Genomic DNA, 20,538 nt, shown 5'->3' on the forward strand with positions numbered 1-20,538 from the left:
GATGAGTACGCAAAGTTTACTGATTATTGGTCAAGGTGATATTGGCTTACCAGTCACCAATAAGCTCGCTCAAGACGGTTTCAACGTCACGGGGTTGGCACGTCGTGAGCGTCATCATTATAACCTAGAGGGGAGTGCTAAATTTTTGCAAGCCGATGCGTTAACGCTTAGCGCTGAGCAGTTGCAAGGCTTTACCGCGATAGCCATTATCGTCACCCCCGATGAGTATTCAACCAGTGGCTATCATGACAGTTACTTAGCCATCAGCCAGCATTTGACAACATTGGCGGATAAACTAACCAACCTTACGCGACTTGTTTTTATCTCATCAACAGGTGTCTATGGGCAAGATAATGGTGCATGGATTGATGAAAATACCGTGCCTGTGACGCCGGAGCGTGAAGCCTCGCAAGTTATATTACAAGCAGAACAAGTTTTGCAACAAAGTTTTGGTGCTAAAGCCATTATTATTCGTCCAAGTGGTATTTACGGACGCGAGCGTCTGATGCGGCTGCGTAAAGCCCGCGAGGAACAAAAAGAGCCAGTGGCAGCAGCGCACTGGAGCAATCGCATTATGGATCTTGATTTGGTCACTATTATTGCCAATGTCATGACCATAGATATGCCAAAACAACTGTATATCGCCACTGATTATGCGCCAGTCACCACTTTTGAGCTTAGCACTTGGTTAAGTGAGCAAGTAAATGCAGTGTTGCCTACTCTTGATGACAATAAAACAGCGGTTACGGGGAAGCGCTTGCATAGCAACATTCCGTTAGCTTGGCTGGACTATCCTGATTGGCAAGCAGGCTATCGAGATATTTTGCAGTATCAAGAGCAAAACAAGCACAATCAAGAACAGCAAAGCCAATAACATCAAGAGTAAAAGGCGCGTTTGATGGCTTTTATTTTTATATCTTTTATTTTTACATCTTTTAAATTGGTAAGCCTAGGGAAAATCTATGACCCAGCATTCTACTTCTGACGATGGTTTATCCAGTGCTGATTTTATGGCAGCAGAGGAGCAGTTTGCAGAAGGTCATGCTGAACAGTCCGCTCATTTAGCAAATAGTCAGCAGCCGGCGATTGTACATCCTAATTTTGATCCAAGGCGCTTGCCAATTGATCCTGCTCGGCCATTAACGGATATTCCAGAGCCTGCACGGCGCTTAAATGGTCAGCTACGTCGCTTATACGGCAGTTCGTCCCGTTTTTATCAGCCTAAGATCGACAGCTTATCGAAATGGGGGCTGATTGCTTCAGAAGCATTGACTGAGCATTTATCACTGCTTAGTGCGGCAAAGCTGATTGAGTTGCCCGAGAGTTTTTATCACAATCATAGCGATCAGCCGTTATTATCGCCATTGACTGATATGATTTTGCTTGATATGGCAGATATTCAGCGCGCGCTACAGGCATACCCAAAGCTGACACGTTATGGGTTTTCGAGTGTCGATAGCATAAATATTGATAATAATATTAATAAGCCTTTAGAGACAGACTCTCTACGAGTATTGACCAGACGTTATAATCCTGATGAGCTGCTTAATAGCGTCTATGCTGACGATTGGCAAGTGGTATTGCAGCCGCAGCAATTTGACAGTGGCGAGGGAAGTTTGGCGACCGATCTTATGGCTTGTAGTGTCGCCGTCCATGCTTTAAAGCAATGCGGTACGCGCAAAACGATCAATCACAGCTACAGCGCGGCGCAAATTTGTCAGCATCTGCGCAGTTACTTGCTTAGTCAGATTGTGTTTGAGCCCGCAAAGCGCCATGCCTATCGGCAAGTGCGCTTATTTACGGGGCATATTATCGTTGCTGCCTATCATTTAGGCTGGGACATACAAGTCAGTCACGATGGGCAATGCTACTTTACTATCTCATCGCGCTGCGGGTTATTAACGCGTTATGCGAATATGCAGGATTATGATATCAACGGTTGGTCAAGTTAAGCCGACGCGACTATAATGCCTTGCACAACTATTTGATTGTTCAATTTTCATTTTTCTTTGCTGATAGGAAGACCCTATGCTGAATGCCGCTACGCCTAAAAACGCCCCACATACACAAAACGTCTCATTTTCATCGCATCAATTTATCCAATTGGCTTTATACAATCAGGTATTAAAATTTGGTGAATTTGTGCTTAAGTCTGGACGTATTAGTCCGTACTTTTTTAACGCAGGCTTACTGGCGTCAGGTGAGATGTTATCGTTATTAGCGTGTGGTTATGCCGATGCCTTAGCTGAAAAAATGGCTGAACCAATGAATGGGGCAGCCGAGCAAGAGCTGGTTATTTTTGGAGCGGCTTATAAAGGTATTCCATTTGTCGCAGCAACCGCGCAAGCGTTATGGCTACATCATGGCATCAATGCTAAGTGGGGCTATAACCGTAAAGAAGCCAAAACTCATGGTGAAGGTGGTAATTTAGTGGGTGCTGATGTCAATGGCAAGGCTGTCTGGGTACTTGATGATGTGATTACCGCTGGCACAGCGATGCGCGAAGTGGTTGAAATTTTAGAGCAAGCGGGCGCCAGTGTGGCTGGCATTGTCGTTGCGCTTGATCGTAAGGAAAAAGGTTTGGCGGAGCGCTCTGCCATTCAAGAGTTGGCTGAAACCTTAGACGTGCCGGTACGCGCCTTGGTCGATATCGATGATTTAATCAGCTATTTAGCAGGAAGTAGCACAGATAAAGATGCCGCCCAACTTGCAAAAATGCAGCATTACCGCGCCCAGTACGGCGTATAATTTATCGCAAATGTGGCTGCACTCAGGTCATGTTTAAATAAAGTTTAAGTGACATTTGAGCCATACGCTATGCCCTCAATATCTTTGAGATGTTTGCTTAAATAATTAATACTATAACGAAAGTGAGCCTTATTATGAGCCAAGAACAACAAAAAAAATCGTTAAAAATACTGGTCATTATGGATCCAATCGAGCTGGTCAATTATAAAAAAGATAGCACGCTGGCGATGATGTGGTCGGCACAAGACCGGGGGCACAGCCTTGGCTACTGTCAGATTCATGATTTATGGTTAGACCGTGGGCAATTGATGATTGATAGCCAACCGGTGACAGTCAAGCGCGACCCCAATGATTTTTATGCCTTAGGTGAAAAAGCGACAGCGCCAGTCTGCGACTATGATGTGATTTTGATGCGTAAAGATCCGCCATTTGACATGCGCTTTATTTATGCCACTTATATGCTTGACCATGCTAAAGCCGCCGGTGTATTAGTGGTTAACGACCCACAAGCGATACGCGATTGTAATGAAAAGCTCTTTGCGACTTGGTTTAGCGATTATATGAGCCCAACGATTGTGACCAGTAAACAGGCGCATATTCGCAAGTTTATTATTGAGCAGCAAGACGTTATCGTTAAGCCATTAGATGGCATGGGCGGTACGGGCATCTTCCGTTTGACCGCTGACAGTCCAAATATCGGCGTGACGCTGGAGATTTTAACCGAGCTTGAGACGCTACCTATTATGGCGCAGCGTTATTTGCCGGAAATTAAAGAAGGCGATAAGCGCGTGCTGATTGTCGATGGTGAAGTGGTCGATTATAGCTTGGCGCGTATCCCGGTAAAAGGTGAAACGCGCGGAAATCTTGCCGCCGGTGGTAGTGGGGTTGCGATGCCGCTCACCGATATTGAGCGTCAAGTGGCAGAGGTGGTTGCGCCGATAGTCAAAGAAAAAGGGCTAATGTTCGTTGGTTTAGACTTAATCGGTGGCCGTATCACTGAGATTAATGTCACCAGTCCTACTTGTGTGCGTGAAATCAATGACCAATGCGGTACTGATATTGCAACTGACTTTATTATTGCTATCGAGAAAAAACTGGCTGTTTAGATAAAGCTTTTTTTGCAACGAAATAAAGAATAACTTATGTTCATGATCTATATTGATTTTTTGTCATAATTTTATATGATAGAACCGTATTATCAATAAATAGAATGATACTGCGCACTTTATAAAATTTTTATAATGCAAGGACGTACTATGAACATATTTGCAAAATCACTTTTACTAACTGTAGGCTTAGTGTTTGGCTTTAGTGCTAACGCGGCTGACCAGCTTAATAATACCAAGTGGACCACTTACAATGATAATGGCACTCCAGATGCGGTGCTAAAGTTTTCTGAAAGCAATGGTAAGCTTTCGGCGAAAATCATTGAAATTTTGGACCCGCGGGCTAAAGACAAAAAAGTCTGTGATAAATGTAAAGGTAAATTTAAAAATAAACCTTTGACCGGAGCGACCGTATTATGGGATTTGGAGCCGGACGCTAATGATCCTAATAAGTATGTTAATGGCAGCGGCATTGAGCCAGAAACTGGCAGAACCTTCTCTGGAAAAGCAGAATTACAAGGTGATACGTTGAAGCTACGAGGCTATAAAGGTATCTCATTAATTGGCAAAACCCGCGTTTTAAAACGCCGTTAATCTTTGCTGTTTTAATATTCACTCCTATTAAGACGATAAGCTAAATAAAGCCAAGCCGCGAGACTCACGGCTTGGATTTTTATTATTCATGCTGCATAAAATGCTGTCTATCAGGCGGCGATTTACACTATACTATGCGGGCTTTTATAGGGCTGTTTTGGTTTGATAGATAACGCAATCAAAAGATAATAAGTCTTTCATATACATAAAGAAAAGATAGGCAGACGTTCATGAAAACACCGCATATATTAATGATGGCTGCGGGGACAGGCGGGCATGTATTTCCAGCGCTAGCGGTTAGCGAAGAATTGGCCAAGCGCGGTGCCGTCATTCACTGGCTCGGTACACCAAATGGCATGGAAAATCGCTTGGTTGCACCGACTGGCTATCCTTTTCATGCGATCGATATGCAAGGGTTGCGCGGTAAAGGTTTAGGGCGTTTGCTTAAGTTGCCTGCTAATTTGTTGTCAGCGACGATGGCGGCGATTAAAGTCATCCGTGGCAATCAGATTGATGTGGTTGTCGGCTTTGGGGGTTACGTCACTGCGCCCGGCGGTATTGCGGCGCGCCTGACCAAAACGCCGCTGATTATCCATGAGCAAAATGCCATTGCGGGTATGAGTAATCGTTATTTGGCCAAGATGGCGACCAAGGTCTTGCAAGCGTTTGAAAATACTTTTGTTAATAGCGAGAGTGATAGCAAGATAGAAACGGTGGGGAATCCCGTACGTAATGCCATTAGCGGGGTTGCTAAGCCTGGTGTGCGTTACGATGTCAATGATAGCTCGCCACTTAAACTGTTGGTAGTTGGCGGCTCACTTGGCGCGCAAGTGTTAAATGAAACGCTACCAAAAGCATTGGCTTTAATTGACCGTCCATTCGAGGTACGTCATCAATGTGGACGCGATAACGAGGTCGCCACGCAAGCGGCGTATGATAGTGAAGCATTAAGCGCCCACCAATTTACCGTGCAGCCATTCATCGATGATATGGCAGCGGCGTATAATTGGGCGGATATCGTGGTTTGTCGAGCGGGGGCGTTGACAGTGACGGAAATTCAAAACGTTGGGATAGCGGCAATATTTGTCCCACTACCAAGCGCCGTTGATGACCATCAGACCGCCAATGCGCGCACCTTGACCGAGCATCAAGCAGGGATTTTGCTGCCACAAAGCGAGCTAACTCCTAACAAGCTGAGTAATGAGCTCAATATGCTAGATAGACGCGCTTGTTTAGAGATGGCAGAAAAAGGCCATGCGCTTGCCAATCGTCAAGCTTGTCAGCGAGTTGCCGATATTATCTGGCAGGCGTTATAAAAACTGTTTGTATCAATTATTATTTTATTACCTATTATTTTTATTACTTATTATTAATTAAATTTGTTCGTCTTCAATAAAGAGAAAACCCTATGCCAACCTCTGCTAAATCTTTAACCAAACGTTTGATTGAAATACCAGAAATGCGCCGTATCCAGCATTTGCATTTTGTGGGCATTGGGGGCTCGGGGATGTGCGGTATTGCTGAAGTGATGAACAACCAAGGTTATAAAGTCAGTGGTTCGGATATTACTGAGAGCTTGGTGACGAAACGCCTAGCACAGATTGGTATTGATATCGCGATTGGTCATGATTCCAAAAATATCGCCAATGCCGATGTCATCGTCGTCTCGTCTGCCATCGACCGTAGCAATCCTGAAGTAAAAGCCGCACTTGAAGCGCGTCTGCCTGTGGTACGCCGTGCGGATATGCTTGGCGAGTTGATGCGCTATCGTCACGGTATCGCTGTTGCTGGTGCCCATGGTAAAACCACCACTACCAGTCTGCTGACCACCATGATGGCGGAAGGTAAGCTCGATCCGACTTATGTCATTGGCGGTAAATTAAACGCCTCAGGTAAAAATGCCGCGCTTGGTAACAGCCGTTATTTAATTGCTGAGGCTGATGAATCTGATGCGTCGTTTTTGACCTTGCACCCGATGGCAGCGATTGTTACCAATATTGATCAAGACCATATGGAAACCTATGGCAACAGTTTTGATAAATTAAAAGCCGCTTATATTCAGTTTTTACAAAATATGCCGTTTTATGGGTTGGCGGTGGTCTGCGGTGACGACGCTGAATTGTACGCTATGATCGATGACATCGGGCGTCCGGTATTAACCTTTGGCCTTGAGCCTTTTAATGATGTACAAGCGGTTGATTTGGTCAGCGAAGGCACAAAAACTCACTTTACCGTTTTACGCCGCGACCGTGAGCCATTACGTCTGACTTTAAATATTCCCGGTGTACACAACGTTTATAATGCACTGGCTGCTATTACCATGGCAACTGACGAAGGCGTCGACGATGAAGCGATTACGCGCGCCCTGCAAAAGTTTGCCGGTGTCGGTCGCCGCTTTGAGCAGCAAGCTTCTGTAGAAATAGACGATGGTAACGTCTTGCTGATTGATGATTATGGTCACCATCCAAGAGAAGTCGATGCCACTATAAAAGCGGCGCGTCAAAGCTTCCCTGAGCGCCGCTTAGTCATGATGTTCCAGCCGCACCGCTATAGCCGTACGCGTGATTGCTTTGATGATTTTGTCGAAGTGCTATCAAGCGTCGATGAGTTGTTGTTATTAGACGTTTATCCTGCTGGTGAAACTCCGATTGCGGGCGCTGATACCAAAGCCTTGGCGCGTAGTATCCGTTTGCGCGGTGCTGTTGAGCCAACGATTATCGATAAAGCCAATATCGCGCCGGTCATGCAGCGCTTGCTTAAAGCCAATGACATGCTAATTACTCAAGGCGCAGGAAATGTCGGACAAATAGCTATCGAATTGGCCGCCAATAATCTATATATTCAATAATCTGCAAAAGAATTTTAGGAATAAGACTCATGACTATTAACAATCAAGAAAAAAATAACCAAGAAAACAATAAGCAAAAAAATGAAAGCAACATTGATAAAAGTATCAATGCAGACACTAAAGCTACGATTGCCAATCCAGAGCTGGCATTGGCAGCAGCGGCACAAGCAGAGCAAGATAAGGCGGCAAACAATCAGCCAAACGATAATACGGTTCCTAATATTGCAAATAGCAAAGTCAAAGACGCCAGTCAGTTTGGTAAAGTTGCCGTGGTTTATGGGGGCAGTAGCAATGAGCGCAGTGTGTCATTAGACAGTGGCGCTGCCGTGTTAAAAGCGCTACAAAACCAAGGTGTTGATGCCACGCATTTTGACCCAAAAGATCAAGATATTACCGAGCTGCGTAAGTTCGATCGCGTGTTTAACGTGTTGCATGGTCGCGGCGGCGAAGATGGCTTATTACAGGGCGTGCTGCAATGGTTTAATATTCCGCAAACCGGTTCAGGTATTTTGGCATCAGCGCTCGGGATGGATAAAGTCCGTACCAAGCAGCTTTGGCAAGGCTGCGGCTTATCGACCGCGCCATTTTCATTATTAACAGCGGATACCGACTGGCAGCAAGTGGTGAATATGCTTGGCTTGCCGCTGATTATCAAACCAGTCCATGAAGGCTCGAGCATTGGCATGACCAAAGTCAACAACCTCGATGAGCTGCCTGCTGCTTATGCAACGGCGGTGCAGTGCGGTGACGCGGTGATGGCTGAGCGCTGGATTACTGGGCGCGAGTTTACCATTGTTATTATCGACGACGAAGCTTATCCAGTGATACGCCTTGAGCCTGCTGATATTACTAACTTCTATGATTTTGAAGCCAAATACAACCGTAACGATACCAGCTACTATATTCCCTGCGGTCTAAGCGCTGCTGATGAAAAACACTTGCAAGCATTGAGCTTGGCAGCATTTCGCGCTGTCGATGCTAAAGGCTGGGGACGTATTGATGCGATGCAAGACGAAGCGGGCAACTTTTGGTTACTCGAGATTAATACCGTGCCGGGTATGACCAGTCATAGCTTGGTACCAATGGCGGCCAAAGCTCGCGGTATGGATTTTGATGCCTTGTGTTGGCATATCCTAGCGCAGACTTTAGAAGTATAGATTTGGCCAAATATACATTTGCTTAAACATCCTTTAACTGGGCTGTGTAACGTCTCTTTAACTAGCCATACATTTAACCATGAAGAGCACCACTTAATGCAGGTAAATGTATCGCTAGCCCTGCTATAACACAGCTTCGTGTAAACTTGTGTAAATTCGTTGTTAGTCGTAGGGGTTAGGCTATTGTTTAAACGTAAAATACGTTAATATTGTAATTATTGGTCTATATTAGTGATATTTATGGTTATTTATGCAAATTTCTTTAAGTTATTCATTAAATAAGAAAAATGTTACGTTTTAATGCGCTTAACTGAGCTTTATCGCTCGTTTTAGACAAATAAATTGATAATATGGCAGTTTCATCGATTGCTGTACCGATTAGCAGATTTACCATTAATAATAAGCACTATTGGCGTTATGCAAATAGTTTAAGCAAAAATAGGGACGACATGTATTATGACTCAAACTGTCAATGACATTGCTGACTTGATGAGTGATAAAACCTCGCACCCTAAATCTAATTTGCAAATACCCTCTATGCTCAGATATTTTTTCACAGTGTTGGTGTTAGGTTTGCTGGTGCTGATATTGGTCATGGGCGGCAAAGCATTGCGTGATGCGCCGCCCGCCGCTATTCATGTCGACGACAAAGGCTTGACGGTAGCGCAATATCGAGCATTACAACAAGTCATGAACCAACAGAGCGTCAGCAGCTTTTTTACCTCTGATTTACAGGCGCTCAGAGATATCTCTACCGGTCTTGCTTGGGTTGACCAAGTCAGTATCAGCCGTGATTGGCAGCAAGGTATCGTCGTGAAAGCGTTGCCAAAACAGGCTGTGGCAAATTTTGGTACCGAGCGTTTGGTTGATGCAAAAGGCGCGGTTTTTGTGCCCGCTGATAGTCGAGAGTTAACGCAAGAACACTTTGCGACCTTGCAAGGCGATATAGCGCAAGCACCAGTTATTATGCAGCAAATGCAGCAAGTCAATGACTGGTATGCGCCGCTTGATATGCAAGTTGAGGATATCATTCTGTCACCAAGAATGACGTGGTTGATTCGCTTTGATAATGGCTTACGTGTTATCGTTGATAATGAAAACACCGCGCAAAAACTGTTGAATTTAAGTCAGCTGCTTGGCAATCAATTAAGCAATCGCCGTGATGAAATACAGTCTGTCGATCTTCGTTATAAAAATGGATTTACTATCGCATGGAATTTGGCGCTCCCAAAAGATGGTGAAACACCGCCATAAAACAGCATCGTAAAATCATACTGAGCAATGAAATACCAAAAACCTAAGTAAGAAATACTTAGTAAGAAAAACTGAGCAATAAAAGCTAAGTAATAAAAATAAAGCACCATAAATTAAGAAAGCAATCGATTTCCAATACCCGTTTGCTATCTTGATAGAGAGCGTTTACTGATAATATGACTGCGTGATCATAACGCATTTTTCAATGATTTAATGGAGACGTCATTTGCTCTCCTGTTTAGCGATAATTTGTCTGGTACCATGAAAAATACTGAAAATCTGGTTGTTGTCCATTTAAGTGCCACGGCAGTCTATGTCGTTATTGGTAATGTTGTGTCTGCAAAAGACATTCGAATTATGGGTGTGGGGCAAGTTAAAAATAACGACTTCTATCAAGGTCAGATAAAGCATCGCGAACGCTTACAAGGCGCTATCAGACAAGCGATTCAAGAAGCCGAAGACACTGCTAATTGCCGCGTGCATAGTGTCTGGTTGACCATGGCAACGCCTGAGCTGTTAAGTAAAAATAGTGCCGGAGACGTTAGGGTAGAGGACGAAGTTGTCCGTGCCCAAGACATGGTACAAGCGTTATCCAATGCCAAATCACAAGATTTATCGCCTGATTATTATTTGATGCATTGTTGCCAGCAAGGTATTTATATCGACAATCAAGAGTTTATGGTTGATGATGCTATTGACATGGTCGCGCATAATATTACTGTTATGTATCACATGATGATGATGCCTGTTTCTAGTCGTCAGAATATTCAAAAACTTTTGCAAAGCTGTGACGTCGGTATCGACCACATTGTTTTTGATGCGGTGACCAGCGCAGAATATAGCTTGATGCCCGATGAGCGTCAGCAAGGCGTTTGCTTGGTCGATATCGGTGCAAGTACCACCAGTATTTGCGTCTATAAAGAAAATAAGCTGATTTTCACGCATTGTATTGCCACTGGTAGCCATGAAGTGACGATGGACATTTCAGCCGATGTTGGTATCTCAATGATAGAAGCTGAGCGCCTTAAAAAAACGCACGGTACGGTTGATGTCAATAGCGTCGATCCCAGCTCATTCTTTCTATTTAAGCCGCAAGGCTCGGGTGACGAGATTAATATCGGTACGTATAATCTAGCGCGTATTATTGAAGCCCGCTATGAGCAAATATTTACCGAAGTGGTACGCCAATTACACGACGCCGACTTGTTAGGCTATATTGATAAAGGGTTGGTACTCTCAGGCGGCGGCAGTTCCATTAAAGGCATGATACCTTTTGCCAAAAAATTACTAAAAATGCCAGTGGTATTGACCAATACTCATCCTGCGATTAGTGCTTATAATCACTTTGATAATGATGAATCGTTTAAACAGCTGAATATGCAGGTCAATGATCGCGCTTATCAAACCGCATTTGGTACCTTACTATATAGTCAGAGCGAGCAATTTCGTCGTAGTGAAAAAAGTGAGCCAGAAGCGATTCAAAAAAGTCGCGTGAAGGGTGTTTTTCAAAGTGCCGGACAACGTTTTGCGAGTGTACTCAAAAAGATATTATAATTCTGCTGGCAAATTTGCTCCTGCTAAGCGGTAAGTAGAGAAGGGCAAGACACAGCATGATAAGCAAACAGATTAACAGCAGCATCCTGTACAATAACGGCATATATTGGCAACGCATAACTATTTAAGCCATTGCCCTGTTTTAATTAAATACGTTTATATATATAGTAAGTCGATAGCGCGCCCTATGAGTGTGTTACTACGTATCGACCATCACGCTATCTGCAACTGGAGAAATCTTTTTATGTCAAAATACACCATGCCAGATGATAATCAGCTTCAAAATAACGGCCAGGCAAGCTTCACTGTATTCGGTGTGGGCGGCGGCGGCGGTAATGCGGTTGAGCATATGGTACAACAAGGGATTAGAGGTGTAACGTTTGTCTGTGCTAATACGGATAAACAAGCGCTCGATCGTCTAACAGCGCCGCATAAATTGCAACTTGGTGCCAAGACCAACCGTGGTCTCGGTGCAGGGGCAAACCCAGAAGTCGGTCGTGAAGCGGCAGAAGCAGATGAAGAAGCCATCCGTGCGTTACTTGAGCACTCAGATATGGTGTTCATTACCGCAGGTATGGGCGGTGGTACAGGTACCGGAGCGGCGCCAGTGGTTGCGCGTATTGCCAAAGAAATGGAAGTGTTGACCGTAGCAGTTGTGACAACGCCATTTAAGTTTGAAGGTGGTAAACGTATCAAGGCTGCCAAAGCAGGTATTGAGCAGTTGACCAATTTTGTCGACTCAATCATTACGATTCCCAATGACAAGCTTATGAGCGTGTATGGCAACATCTCTATGCAAGATGCTTTTAAAAAAGCCGATGACGTTTTATTACATGCGGTCCAAGGTATTGCAGAAACCATTGCTAGCGAAGGTATGATTAACATTGACTTTAACGACATCCGCACTGCGATGACGGCTAAAGGACATGCTATGATGGGAATTGGCCGTGCTAGCGGCGATGATCGTGCGCGCCAAGCGACCGAGAAAGCCATCAGATCGCCACTACTTGATGATTTACGTTTAGAGAATGCCAAAGGCTTACTTGTTAACGTTATTTCTTCTGAGTCTTTATCACTCGATGAGATGAGCAAAATCAGTGTTATCGTTGAAGAAATTACTGATATCGACGACGCACATATTTTCTATGGCTCGGTTATCGATGAAAAAATGGGCGACGATTTGCATGTGACGGTTATCGCAACGGGTCTGACCTTAGATGAAAATGCAGGTCAAGAGCCTGAAGTTGTGGAGCAGCCAGTACCTTCTGTTAATAGTACCCAGCCTGTTGATCCAAACTTGCATACCAGTGCGCTAAACAGCCAAAAACAAGCCCAAGCGCAGTATCAAGAAAGCCCCGTACGCGCAAATGTGACGCAAGAACAGCCTAAAACTAAAACCAACAGCATTCAAGACTATCTTAAGCGTCAACAGAATAAATAGTCTTTAACAAAGCAATCATTAGATAGTTTGGATCAAAAAGCCAGTATTTCGATACTGGCTTTTTTGTTTTTTAGAAAGGAGAAAAATACGAGTTCGAATGCTAATAAATAGTCTTTAGTCACGATTTAGAGAAGATTGAGCATTTGTTACGTTATAAAAATAAACGTTAAAATAATGACGATAAGTGTTATCAATCAAAGAGATAAGCAAATTAACGCTTTTTAGCGCTAGCGAAATAGGGTCGGGTAATGCTACACTATGTCAATTGTAACAAAATATGTGAGAAGACAGCCATGAACCAACGAACCATAAAAACAGCAATAGCCGTTACAGGTACTGGTCTTCATAGTGGTCAACCTGTTGACTTAGAGTTTCATCCGCAGCCTATTAATACCGGTATTATTTTTGAGCGTTCTGATATAGCAGGTAGCGAACCAATTCCTGCCAGTGCTTTTTTGGTACAAGATACTATGATGTCATCCAACCTAGTATTTGGTGGCACACGCGTGGGTACGGTTGAGCATTTGCTCAGTGCGATAGCAGGCCTAGGGGTTGATAACCTACTAATCCGCGTATCAGCGTCAGAGATACCGATTATGGACGGTAGCGCCGCGCCATTTGTAGGTCTGCTACTGCAAGCAGGTTTCTGTGAACAAGAAGCGGCAAAGCGTTTTATTAAAATTGTGCGTCCTGTACGCGTCAAAGTTGATGACAAATGGGCAGAGCTGCGTCCTTATGACGGCTTTGAGTTAAATTTTGAGATTGATTTTGACCATCCTGCTATTAATAAAGACTTTCAACATGCTCAATTGCAGTTCTCGACGCAAAATTTCATCGAACAACTAAGCTCAGCGCGTACTTTCGGTTTTTTACGAGATATCGAGGCCCTACGTCAAAATAACTTGGCGCTAGGTGGCAGTATGGACAATGCTATTGTTATTGATGATGCCAATATTCTTAATGAAGAAGGGCTGCGTTTTAATGATGAATTTGTACGCCATAAAATTCTCGACGCTTTAGGTGATTTATACCTCATTGGATACCCTATCTTAGGTCGTTTTAATGCCTATAAGTCTGGTCATGCATTAAACAATATGTTGGTACGCGAAATATTATCCCATCCTAATAACTTTGAAATTGTAACTTTTGATGACAATGTAAGCTGTCCTATCGAATATTTACCTTTGAATCGTATAACAGTCGAAGGATAAATACAGGAATATACACGAAGTATCGAAACATTTACGCAATATTACATAACTTGGTTATAAGCAGTACTAAATAATATTCGTTTAAATAGATATTTTCTCTACTATTTTTAAGAAAAATAGCTACAACTTCGATAGAATAAAAGCTGTAGGAAATAAAAAAATCATCTGTCAGTGTGATTCATAATCTGAACCGCACTGACAGATGATTTTTTTTGTTTACAAGATTACAAAAACACAGCTTTAGCCGAGTCAAAAATGGGTGTAGTTTACATAACTTTACAAAGTAAACCACAGTTTTTTAGGAATTTATTAAGCGTAAGAGGGCGTTTTTAAGATTTTTATTAGTGGTGACATGCTCTGCAGCCTGTGATATAGTCCGCTTTGTGTTTTGGCTAAGGGCCTGATTTTCATGGGCTTTACGAGGCTTTGATAAGGATGCTGATAACGCTTCTGATGATTTAGAATAATTATTATGGGTGGGAATATTGGCTACGACGACGCGAATTTGCTTGAGTTGTTTAAATGTAATCGACTGCTCTGTTAGTACTTGCAAATAGGCGTTCTGTAAATAGCGAATATGGTTAGCAGCAGTCATCGAGCCCACACTTAGTATAAGCTGCTCAGTGCTTACGCCTACAACCCAGCAGTTATTGAGGATTTCCTCAGGTAGACAATCTACCAAAAGCTCTTTTACCTCGGTCGTTGCTTGTAGATATAAACGCATATTATCAGCAAGTGTTTGAGGTAGCGCACTACCGGCAAAAGCTTGATGATCAATCAGTTTAGCAAGTCGGTTAGGTTGTTTTTTTGACATCGTAAACACTCATCTTCTAGGTGACAGCAGCGATATTCATCATAAACAGCGAGCTTTTGTACTACGGATTTTATCATGTTTATTTCATGGTCATCTTCCCTAAATTAATTCATGCTTTGTCACGGACGGCGAGCAATCCTGTATTTACAATAGGTAGTAAATTTATGAAACAAGCTTTATTAATTTTGTCAGTATTGGGAATGGGTATAGCACAGACGAGTGGTGCTGTCGAAACAACCTTTCAACCAAATAATACCTTGAGTCATACCATCACAAATATCTCTACTTCTGCGAATTACGGTTCAAGTCGCAATATTTATAGCACCAATAGCGGTGCTTATGTTTCAAGCAATGATGAAATCAGTCAAGCGATTGACAATCTTAGTGCGCATGCTAAACAGAAAGAATACCAACTTGCCTCGCTCACCAGTCGTTTATCTTATGAGCAGCGTCAGCAGCAGGCAAAGTCAGTACCAGATCGTTATTCTGCACCCGCCATTGCCGCCGCCAATGCGGCACGCGTGGCACTATCTAGCAGTTCTGGTTACTGTGCTCGTTACGTCCGTAAAGCATTACAGTCAGCAGGTTACGAATTTACGCCTAACCCGTCAGCATATCAATATGCTACCCGTGGCACGCTAGCCCAAGCTGGCTTTGCTAAAATCAGTAATAATATGCCGCCACAGATTGGTGATGTCGTAGTCTATGATCGCAGCTCAAAGCACCCGCACGGTCATATTCAGATTTTTGATGGCAGTCAATGGGTATCTGACTTCCGTCAAAGCAGCATTAGCCCATACAGCGGTGCTTATAGCTATACCACTTGGCGCGATTCTCAATATGTGGACGATGCGTCTAATCGCGGTATCTACCTTGCTATGGCTGACTAATTAGCAAGCATTAAATAAGTATCACAAATTCTAGAATGAAGCGTTTTCTCCGAACCCAGTAATGCTCTTAATGGCATTACTGGTTTTTTTTATGTATGAAATTAAAAAGCTTTAGAGAAAAGAGTAGAGAGCATTAGCGTGTTAAGAGGATTACACCATTGCCGCCTGTTTATCAAAGACGGACCAATATTGCATATTATGAAAATCGGGCGCTTGAGCGTGTTTGGGCGCGAAATATAACGCTGTTTTACTGAGCCTTGTACCGAACTGAGTGTCAAAGCTCAAAATCACACAAGGATGGATGTATTCAATGCCAATCACATCGTTGGTAGTCTGTCCTTGGGATAATTGGCCTAATGGCAAATAAAAGCTACGCTCGAAATGATAAGTTTTAGCGCCAGCTGTTAAAGGATTATTAAAAGAGGGGGTTGGGATTGAACCCGCTTGCAGCGCTGCGTTGTCACTGGTATTACTCACTGAGAAGGGAGTAGCTGTCCAATCAATAGAAGCCCGCGTTTGACCGTTTCCTTGTAAAAGCGGCGTTGGCGGTAATGTCGCAGGTTTGCGATAAGCGGCAAATCGATAAAGCGCATAACGGCCGTCAGGGCTGGCGTTAATTTCTATATAAGGGTTCGTTTGAATATCATTTTTATTGAGCGAAACGCCGCTGTTTATCAACTTGCCCGCTAAAAAGCATTCAAGGCAAGTCTGCTCCCATAAATAATCTGCAAAACCCACTTGCCGAGTTTGCCATGTTGGCCAGTCTAATTGGGACGCTAATGATTTAAGCGGTAGCGTTATGCAGTAATCAAGCTGTAATTGCCATTCTATAGGCTGGGCAATGACAGCTCTATTGGCTAAAGTTGCGACCACTTGTATTTGAATGTTTTGTAATTGTGCTATGGTGACACCTAGCTGCTCGGCATCAGCGGCTAGCGTATCAGTCGCTAAACATAAATTAAAAATTTGGCTCATAGGTCGATAATATCCAGAGTTTAATATCAGTAGCGCGTTATCATACTTGTACTATTTTATTTAAACTGACTATAAATAACATAAAAGCCGCGAGCAAATGCAGCGCGGCTTTTACTAAATAAGAGAGAACATAAATTAGGCTTGATAAGCTAGTCTTAAATAGACAGCTTATTAAGCGTGACGTGCAAGGTTTGATAGCTTTGGGTTGGCGTTTGGGTTTTGACGCAGTAATAGCGCCATACGACCAATTGAGTGTACCAAAGTCGCATTAGCTGCCGCTGCAAGCTGAGCACCGATGACATCGCGCTCTTCTTTGCTGCCAGCAGGCAGTTTTACTTTGATAAGTTCGTGATCAGTCAGTGCGCGATCAATTTCTTCAGCGATGCTTGGGGTAATACCTTTATTGCCAATCATAACAATCGGTTTTAGGTCATGACCAATGCCCTTTAGGCGTTTAACGGTAGCGTTATCGAGTTGCATACTATTCCTAGATGTTGGTAAAAATAAAAGCAGGTGCTATTAAGAGCAGATAATGACCATTATAGATAATCTATGGTCACCTTGCATGAGATCAGCAGGATTTTGCACGATTTTACGTGATGAAAATGTTAAACTGAAAGTATAAGCACATTATAAACGCTACAGGTTTATAAAGCAGTGTTTTCAGCAAGAGAATTTCGCGGTTAAAAGCAATAAACTGGACGACAGGTTTTATCGTTAAGTGATACAACAATGATATGCTGATAAAAACGTTCTTATAGATGCTCAATTGAGAAGCGAATATTTTAAAAGTAGACCGTTATTAAATGCTCATAGGTAACCCCTTTATAAACCGCCAGTCATGCTTTACAAACGATGTATTACCAAGCAGACATATTACCAGACAATAGGAGCCGTCATTTTGGTCACGCGTATTGAAAATAAAAAATTGTCAAAAAGCAGCAGTGCTTGGATGCAAGAGCATATTGACGATCCTTATGTGAAAAAAGCCCAAAAAGATGGCTACCGTGCCCGCGCTGCTTATAAATTGCTTGAGATTAATGAGAAAACCAATCTGATTAAAAAGGGCATGACGGTCGTGGATTTAGGCAGTGCGCCCGGCAGTTGGTCGCAAGTCGCTGGCAAATTAGTCGGTGAAAAAGGCGTCTTGATTGCCTCTGACATACTGCCGATGGATACTTTGCCCGATGTGACCTTTATTCAGGGTGATTTTCGTGAGGCAGAGGTGTTCGAGCGTATCATGGCAGAAGTCGGTAACCGACAGGTCGATGTGGTGCTATCAGATATGGCGCCCAATACTGCTGGCAATAGCGCCATCGATCAGCCGCGCATGATGTATTTATGCGAGTTGGCGGTCGATTTTGCGCTGGCAACCTTACCCGAAGGTGGCGCGCTTATTATGAAAGTGTTTCAAGGCGAGGGTACACAAGAATTACGCAAGCAGATGCAGGCGGATTTTAGTAAAATTCGTAGTATAAAACCTGGTGCTTCACGACCACGCTCAAAAGAGATGTTTTGGATTGCCATTAAGTAGTAGGTCGTTTAACTATTTAATAAAAAGGTTTTAACGTCAATCAGTTGGGCGAATCATCCGTCCTATAAAGGGTGATAAAAAGTCACAATAAAGGCTATGGTTAATAAGCGTAAAAACGCTACAATCAGTTAACTGAATAAATGTGATTGCTGCTTGAATTATACAGGTTAGCACCACATATCATGATATATTAACTTTGTTTTAAATCTATATTTTTACATCTATGTATCAAGCCTATGTTTTAAGCAAAGTCGTCTGAGAGTAAACGCTTTAACAGCTCAGTTATTTATGTTGGTCTGCCTATTTATCATTTTGCTTGGGGTTTTGAAGTCATTAAATCCAAGTAAATATAATAATTTGCGACTAGCCATTGAATAGTGAGTGATACGTTTATATATAGACGTCACGTGTTTAGTAAACACACCAATAAGTAAGGGATGGGAATAACTAGTGAGCGACATGGTAAAAAATACCTTATTGTGGCTGGTGGTGATCGGTGTTTTAGTGCTGGTGTTTAGCGGCTTTGACAAATCATCTGAGCCGGATAGCCTTAACTACTCGGAGTTTGTGACCGCTGTGTCAGAAAATCAAGTAGCCAGTGTTGAAATCGATGGCGAGCAAATCACCGGCGAGAAGAAAAATGGTTCATCATTTGAGACCATTCGTCCAGCTGTGACTGATGATCAGCTAATGCCACTATTACGCGAAAACCAAGTTGAAGTGCAAGGCACCGCGCCTAAGCGTCAAAGTGTTTTGATGCAACTGCTAATAGCCAGTTTCCCAATTTTATTGATTATTGGTCTGTTTTTATTCTTTATGCGTAATATGCAGGGCGGTGCTGGCGGTAAAGGTGGCGGGCCAATGAGCTTTGGCAAATCGAAAGCTAAAATGCTGACCGAAGACCAAATCAAGGTGAACTTTGATGACGTTGCTGGCTGTGAAGAAGCCAAAGAAGAAGTCGTCGAAGTCGTTGAGTTTTTACGTGATCCTGATAAATTTACCAAGCTTGGTGCGACGATTCCACGTGGCATCTTAATGGTAGGTCCTCCAGGTACAGGTAAGACGCTATTAGCAAGAGCGATTGCTGGTGAAGCTAAAGTACCTTTCTTCTCGATTTCAGGTTCTGACTTTGTTGAGATGTTTGTCGGTGTTGGTGCGTCACGCGTGCGTGATATGTTTGAGCAAGCAAAGAAAAGCGCCCCATGTATCATCTTTATTGATGAGATTGACGCGGTTGGTCGTCATCGTGGCTCTGGTATGGGCGGCGGTAATGATGAGCGTGAGCAAACATTGAACCAATTATTGGTTGAAATGGATGGTTTTGAAGGTAACGAAGGCGTGATCGTCATTGCGGCGACTAACCGTGCGGACGTCCTTGATAAAGCATTATTGCGCCCAGGTCGTTTTGACCGTCAAGTACAAGTAGGTCTGCCAGATATCAAAGGTCGCGAGCAAATCCTAAAAGTGCATCTACGTAAATTACCAAATACCATTGGTGTTGATGCGCGCTCATTGGCGCGTGGTACCCCTGGGTTTAGTGGTGCGCAGCTTGCTAACCTTGTTAACGAAGCGGCCTTATTCGCCGCGCGCCGCAACAAGCGCAGCGTTGATATGAACGACTTTGAAGATGCAAAAGACAAGTTATATATGGGCCCTGAGCGTAAATCTATGGTTATCCGTGAAGAAGAACGCCGTGCCACCGCTTATCATGAAGCGGGTCATGCGTTGGTCGCGGAATTGTTACCAGGTACCGACCCTGTACATAAAGTGACGATTATGCCGCGTGGTTTTGCACTTGGTGTGACTTGGCAGCTACCTGAGCATGATCAGACCAGCATGTATAAATCAAAAATGCTTAACGATATTGCGATATTGTTTGGTGGCCGTATCGCTGAAGAAGTGTTTATCAATCAAATGTCAACGGGTGCCTCAAACGACTTTGAACGTGCAACCAAAATGGCCCGCGCGATGGTGACCAAATATGGTATGTCAGATGCGCTAGGTATTATGGTTTATGAAGACGATGATAGCTCACAAGGTTACTTTGGTGGTGGCGGTCGGACGATCTCGGAAGCCACGCAGCAAAAAGTTGATGAAGAAGTACGCCGTATGCTGGAAGAGCAATATGATATCGCCCGCGAATTGATTGAAGGCAATCAAGACAAAATGCATGCGATGGTAGATGCGCTGATGAAATGGGAAACCATTGACCGCGATCAGCTGCAGGATATTTTGGCAGGTGAAGAGCCTCGTCCGCCAAGAGTCTATCAGCATAATGAAGTAAACTTATCGAAAAATGATATTAAACCGACAAATTCGACACCGCCGCCATTACCAGCGATGTAGTTTCCGGTTTATCGCGATATTATTAGTAGTTAAAAAAGCCCTTTTCGATAAAGGGCTTTTTTATGT

The 20,538-nt window shown here is 43.4% G+C and carries 18 protein-coding genes; 15 read left to right on the forward strand and 3 right to left on the reverse strand.

The window, feature by feature from the left end:
- Position 1 precedes the first annotated feature (1 nt).
- The 12 genes from B2866_RS11070 to lpxC all read left to right on the forward strand — a co-directional run bounded on the left by B2866_RS11070 (position 2) and on the right by lpxC (position 13,913).
- Entirely contained in the window at positions 2-874 is an 873-nt protein-coding gene (locus B2866_RS11070; RefSeq protein ID WP_296194127.1) for an SDR family oxidoreductase, read from the forward strand.
- A gap of 88 nt (positions 875-962) precedes the next feature.
- Positions 963-1,952, forward strand: a complete 990-nt coding sequence (locus B2866_RS11075) for a hypothetical protein (protein WP_296194128.1) — start codon at positions 963-965, stop codon at positions 1,950-1,952.
- Positions 1,953-2,028: 76 nt separating this feature from the next.
- The gene (gene pyrE, locus B2866_RS11080) at positions 2,029-2,748 is read left to right on the forward strand and encodes an orotate phosphoribosyltransferase (protein WP_296194130.1); all 720 of its coding nucleotides are present in this window, start codon (positions 2,029-2,031) and stop codon (positions 2,746-2,748) included.
- Positions 2,749-2,882: 134 nt separating this feature from the next.
- Positions 2,883-3,854: a glutathione synthase gene (gene gshB, locus B2866_RS11085; protein ID WP_296194132.1), complete on the forward strand. Its 972-nt coding sequence runs from the start codon at positions 2,883-2,885 to the stop codon at positions 3,852-3,854.
- Between the two features lie 150 nt (positions 3,855-4,004).
- Entirely contained in the window at positions 4,005-4,448 is a 444-nt protein-coding gene (locus B2866_RS11090; protein ID WP_296194133.1) for a DUF2147 domain-containing protein, read from the forward strand.
- 230 nt (positions 4,449-4,678) lie between these two features.
- A complete protein-coding gene (gene murG / locus B2866_RS11095; RefSeq protein ID WP_296194136.1) occupies positions 4,679-5,764 on the forward strand; it encodes an undecaprenyldiphospho-muramoylpentapeptide beta-N-acetylglucosaminyltransferase in 1,086 nt (361 codons plus the stop codon).
- Between the two features lie 92 nt (positions 5,765-5,856).
- Positions 5,857-7,296, forward strand: coding sequence for a UDP-N-acetylmuramate--L-alanine ligase (murC, locus tag B2866_RS11100; protein ID WP_296194138.1), 1,440 nt, complete (start codon positions 5,857-5,859; stop codon positions 7,294-7,296).
- Positions 7,297-7,325: 29 nt separating this feature from the next.
- Positions 7,326-8,453 carry a D-alanine--D-alanine ligase gene (locus tag B2866_RS11105; protein WP_296194140.1) on the forward strand — a complete coding sequence of 376 codons (1,128 nt, stop codon included), beginning with the start codon at positions 7,326-7,328 and terminating at the stop codon, positions 8,451-8,453.
- A gap of 456 nt (positions 8,454-8,909) precedes the next feature.
- Positions 8,910-9,707 carry a cell division protein FtsQ/DivIB gene (locus B2866_RS11110; protein WP_296194142.1) on the forward strand — a complete coding sequence of 266 codons (798 nt, stop codon included), beginning with the start codon at positions 8,910-8,912 and terminating at the stop codon, positions 9,705-9,707.
- 261 nt (positions 9,708-9,968) lie between these two features.
- The gene (ftsA, locus tag B2866_RS11115) at positions 9,969-11,261 is read left to right on the forward strand and encodes a cell division protein FtsA (protein WP_296194145.1); all 1,293 of its coding nucleotides are present in this window, start codon (positions 9,969-9,971) and stop codon (positions 11,259-11,261) included.
- Between the two features lie 244 nt (positions 11,262-11,505).
- Positions 11,506-12,702, forward strand: a complete 1,197-nt coding sequence (ftsZ, locus tag B2866_RS11120) for a cell division protein FtsZ (protein ID WP_144296743.1) — start codon at positions 11,506-11,508, stop codon at positions 12,700-12,702.
- A 293-nt stretch (positions 12,703-12,995) separates the two neighbouring features.
- Positions 12,996-13,913, forward strand: a complete 918-nt coding sequence (gene lpxC, locus B2866_RS11125; protein WP_296194148.1) for a UDP-3-O-acyl-N-acetylglucosamine deacetylase — start codon at positions 12,996-12,998, stop codon at positions 13,911-13,913.
- A 298-nt stretch (positions 13,914-14,211) separates the two neighbouring features.
- Here the strand turns inward: lpxC and B2866_RS11130 are convergent, their stop codons facing one another.
- Positions 14,212-14,727, reverse strand: coding sequence for a hypothetical protein (locus B2866_RS11130; RefSeq protein ID WP_296194150.1), 516 nt, complete (start codon positions 14,725-14,727; stop codon positions 14,212-14,214).
- Positions 14,728-14,891: 164 nt separating this feature from the next.
- Between B2866_RS11130 and B2866_RS11135 the strand changes: the two genes are divergently transcribed.
- Positions 14,892-15,617 carry a CHAP domain-containing protein gene (locus B2866_RS11135; protein ID WP_296194152.1) on the forward strand — a complete coding sequence of 242 codons (726 nt, stop codon included), beginning with the start codon at positions 14,892-14,894 and terminating at the stop codon, positions 15,615-15,617.
- A 150-nt stretch (positions 15,618-15,767) separates the two neighbouring features.
- Here B2866_RS11135 and B2866_RS11140 read toward each other — a convergent pair whose 3' ends face one another.
- The gene (locus B2866_RS11140) at positions 15,768-16,592 is read right to left on the reverse strand and encodes a hypothetical protein (protein ID WP_296194155.1); all 825 of its coding nucleotides are present in this window, start codon (positions 16,590-16,592) and stop codon (positions 15,768-15,770) included.
- A 171-nt stretch (positions 16,593-16,763) separates the two neighbouring features.
- Positions 16,764-17,072 carry a YhbY family RNA-binding protein gene (locus B2866_RS11145; protein WP_296194158.1) on the reverse strand — a complete coding sequence of 103 codons (309 nt, stop codon included), beginning with the start codon at positions 17,070-17,072 and terminating at the stop codon, positions 16,764-16,766.
- Positions 17,073-17,493: 421 nt separating this feature from the next.
- Between B2866_RS11145 and B2866_RS11150 the strand changes: the two genes are divergently transcribed.
- Both B2866_RS11150 and ftsH read left to right on the forward strand, forming a co-directional pair.
- Positions 17,494-18,126 (forward strand): RlmE family RNA methyltransferase, encoded by a 633-nt coding sequence (locus tag B2866_RS11150; RefSeq protein ID WP_288725933.1) that lies wholly within the window; start codon positions 17,494-17,496, stop codon positions 18,124-18,126.
- Between the two features lie 450 nt (positions 18,127-18,576).
- On the forward strand, positions 18,577-20,472 hold the full coding sequence (gene ftsH, locus B2866_RS11155; RefSeq protein WP_296194175.1) for an ATP-dependent zinc metalloprotease FtsH: 1,896 nt from the start codon (positions 18,577-18,579) through the stop codon (positions 20,470-20,472).
- Positions 20,473-20,538 lie beyond the last annotated feature (66 nt).

Origin of the sequence: Psychrobacter sp. UBA3483 (genome assembly GCF_002377905.1) — a bacterium.
In the GTDB taxonomy this organism is placed as follows: Bacteria; Pseudomonadota; Gammaproteobacteria; order Pseudomonadales; family Moraxellaceae; genus Psychrobacter.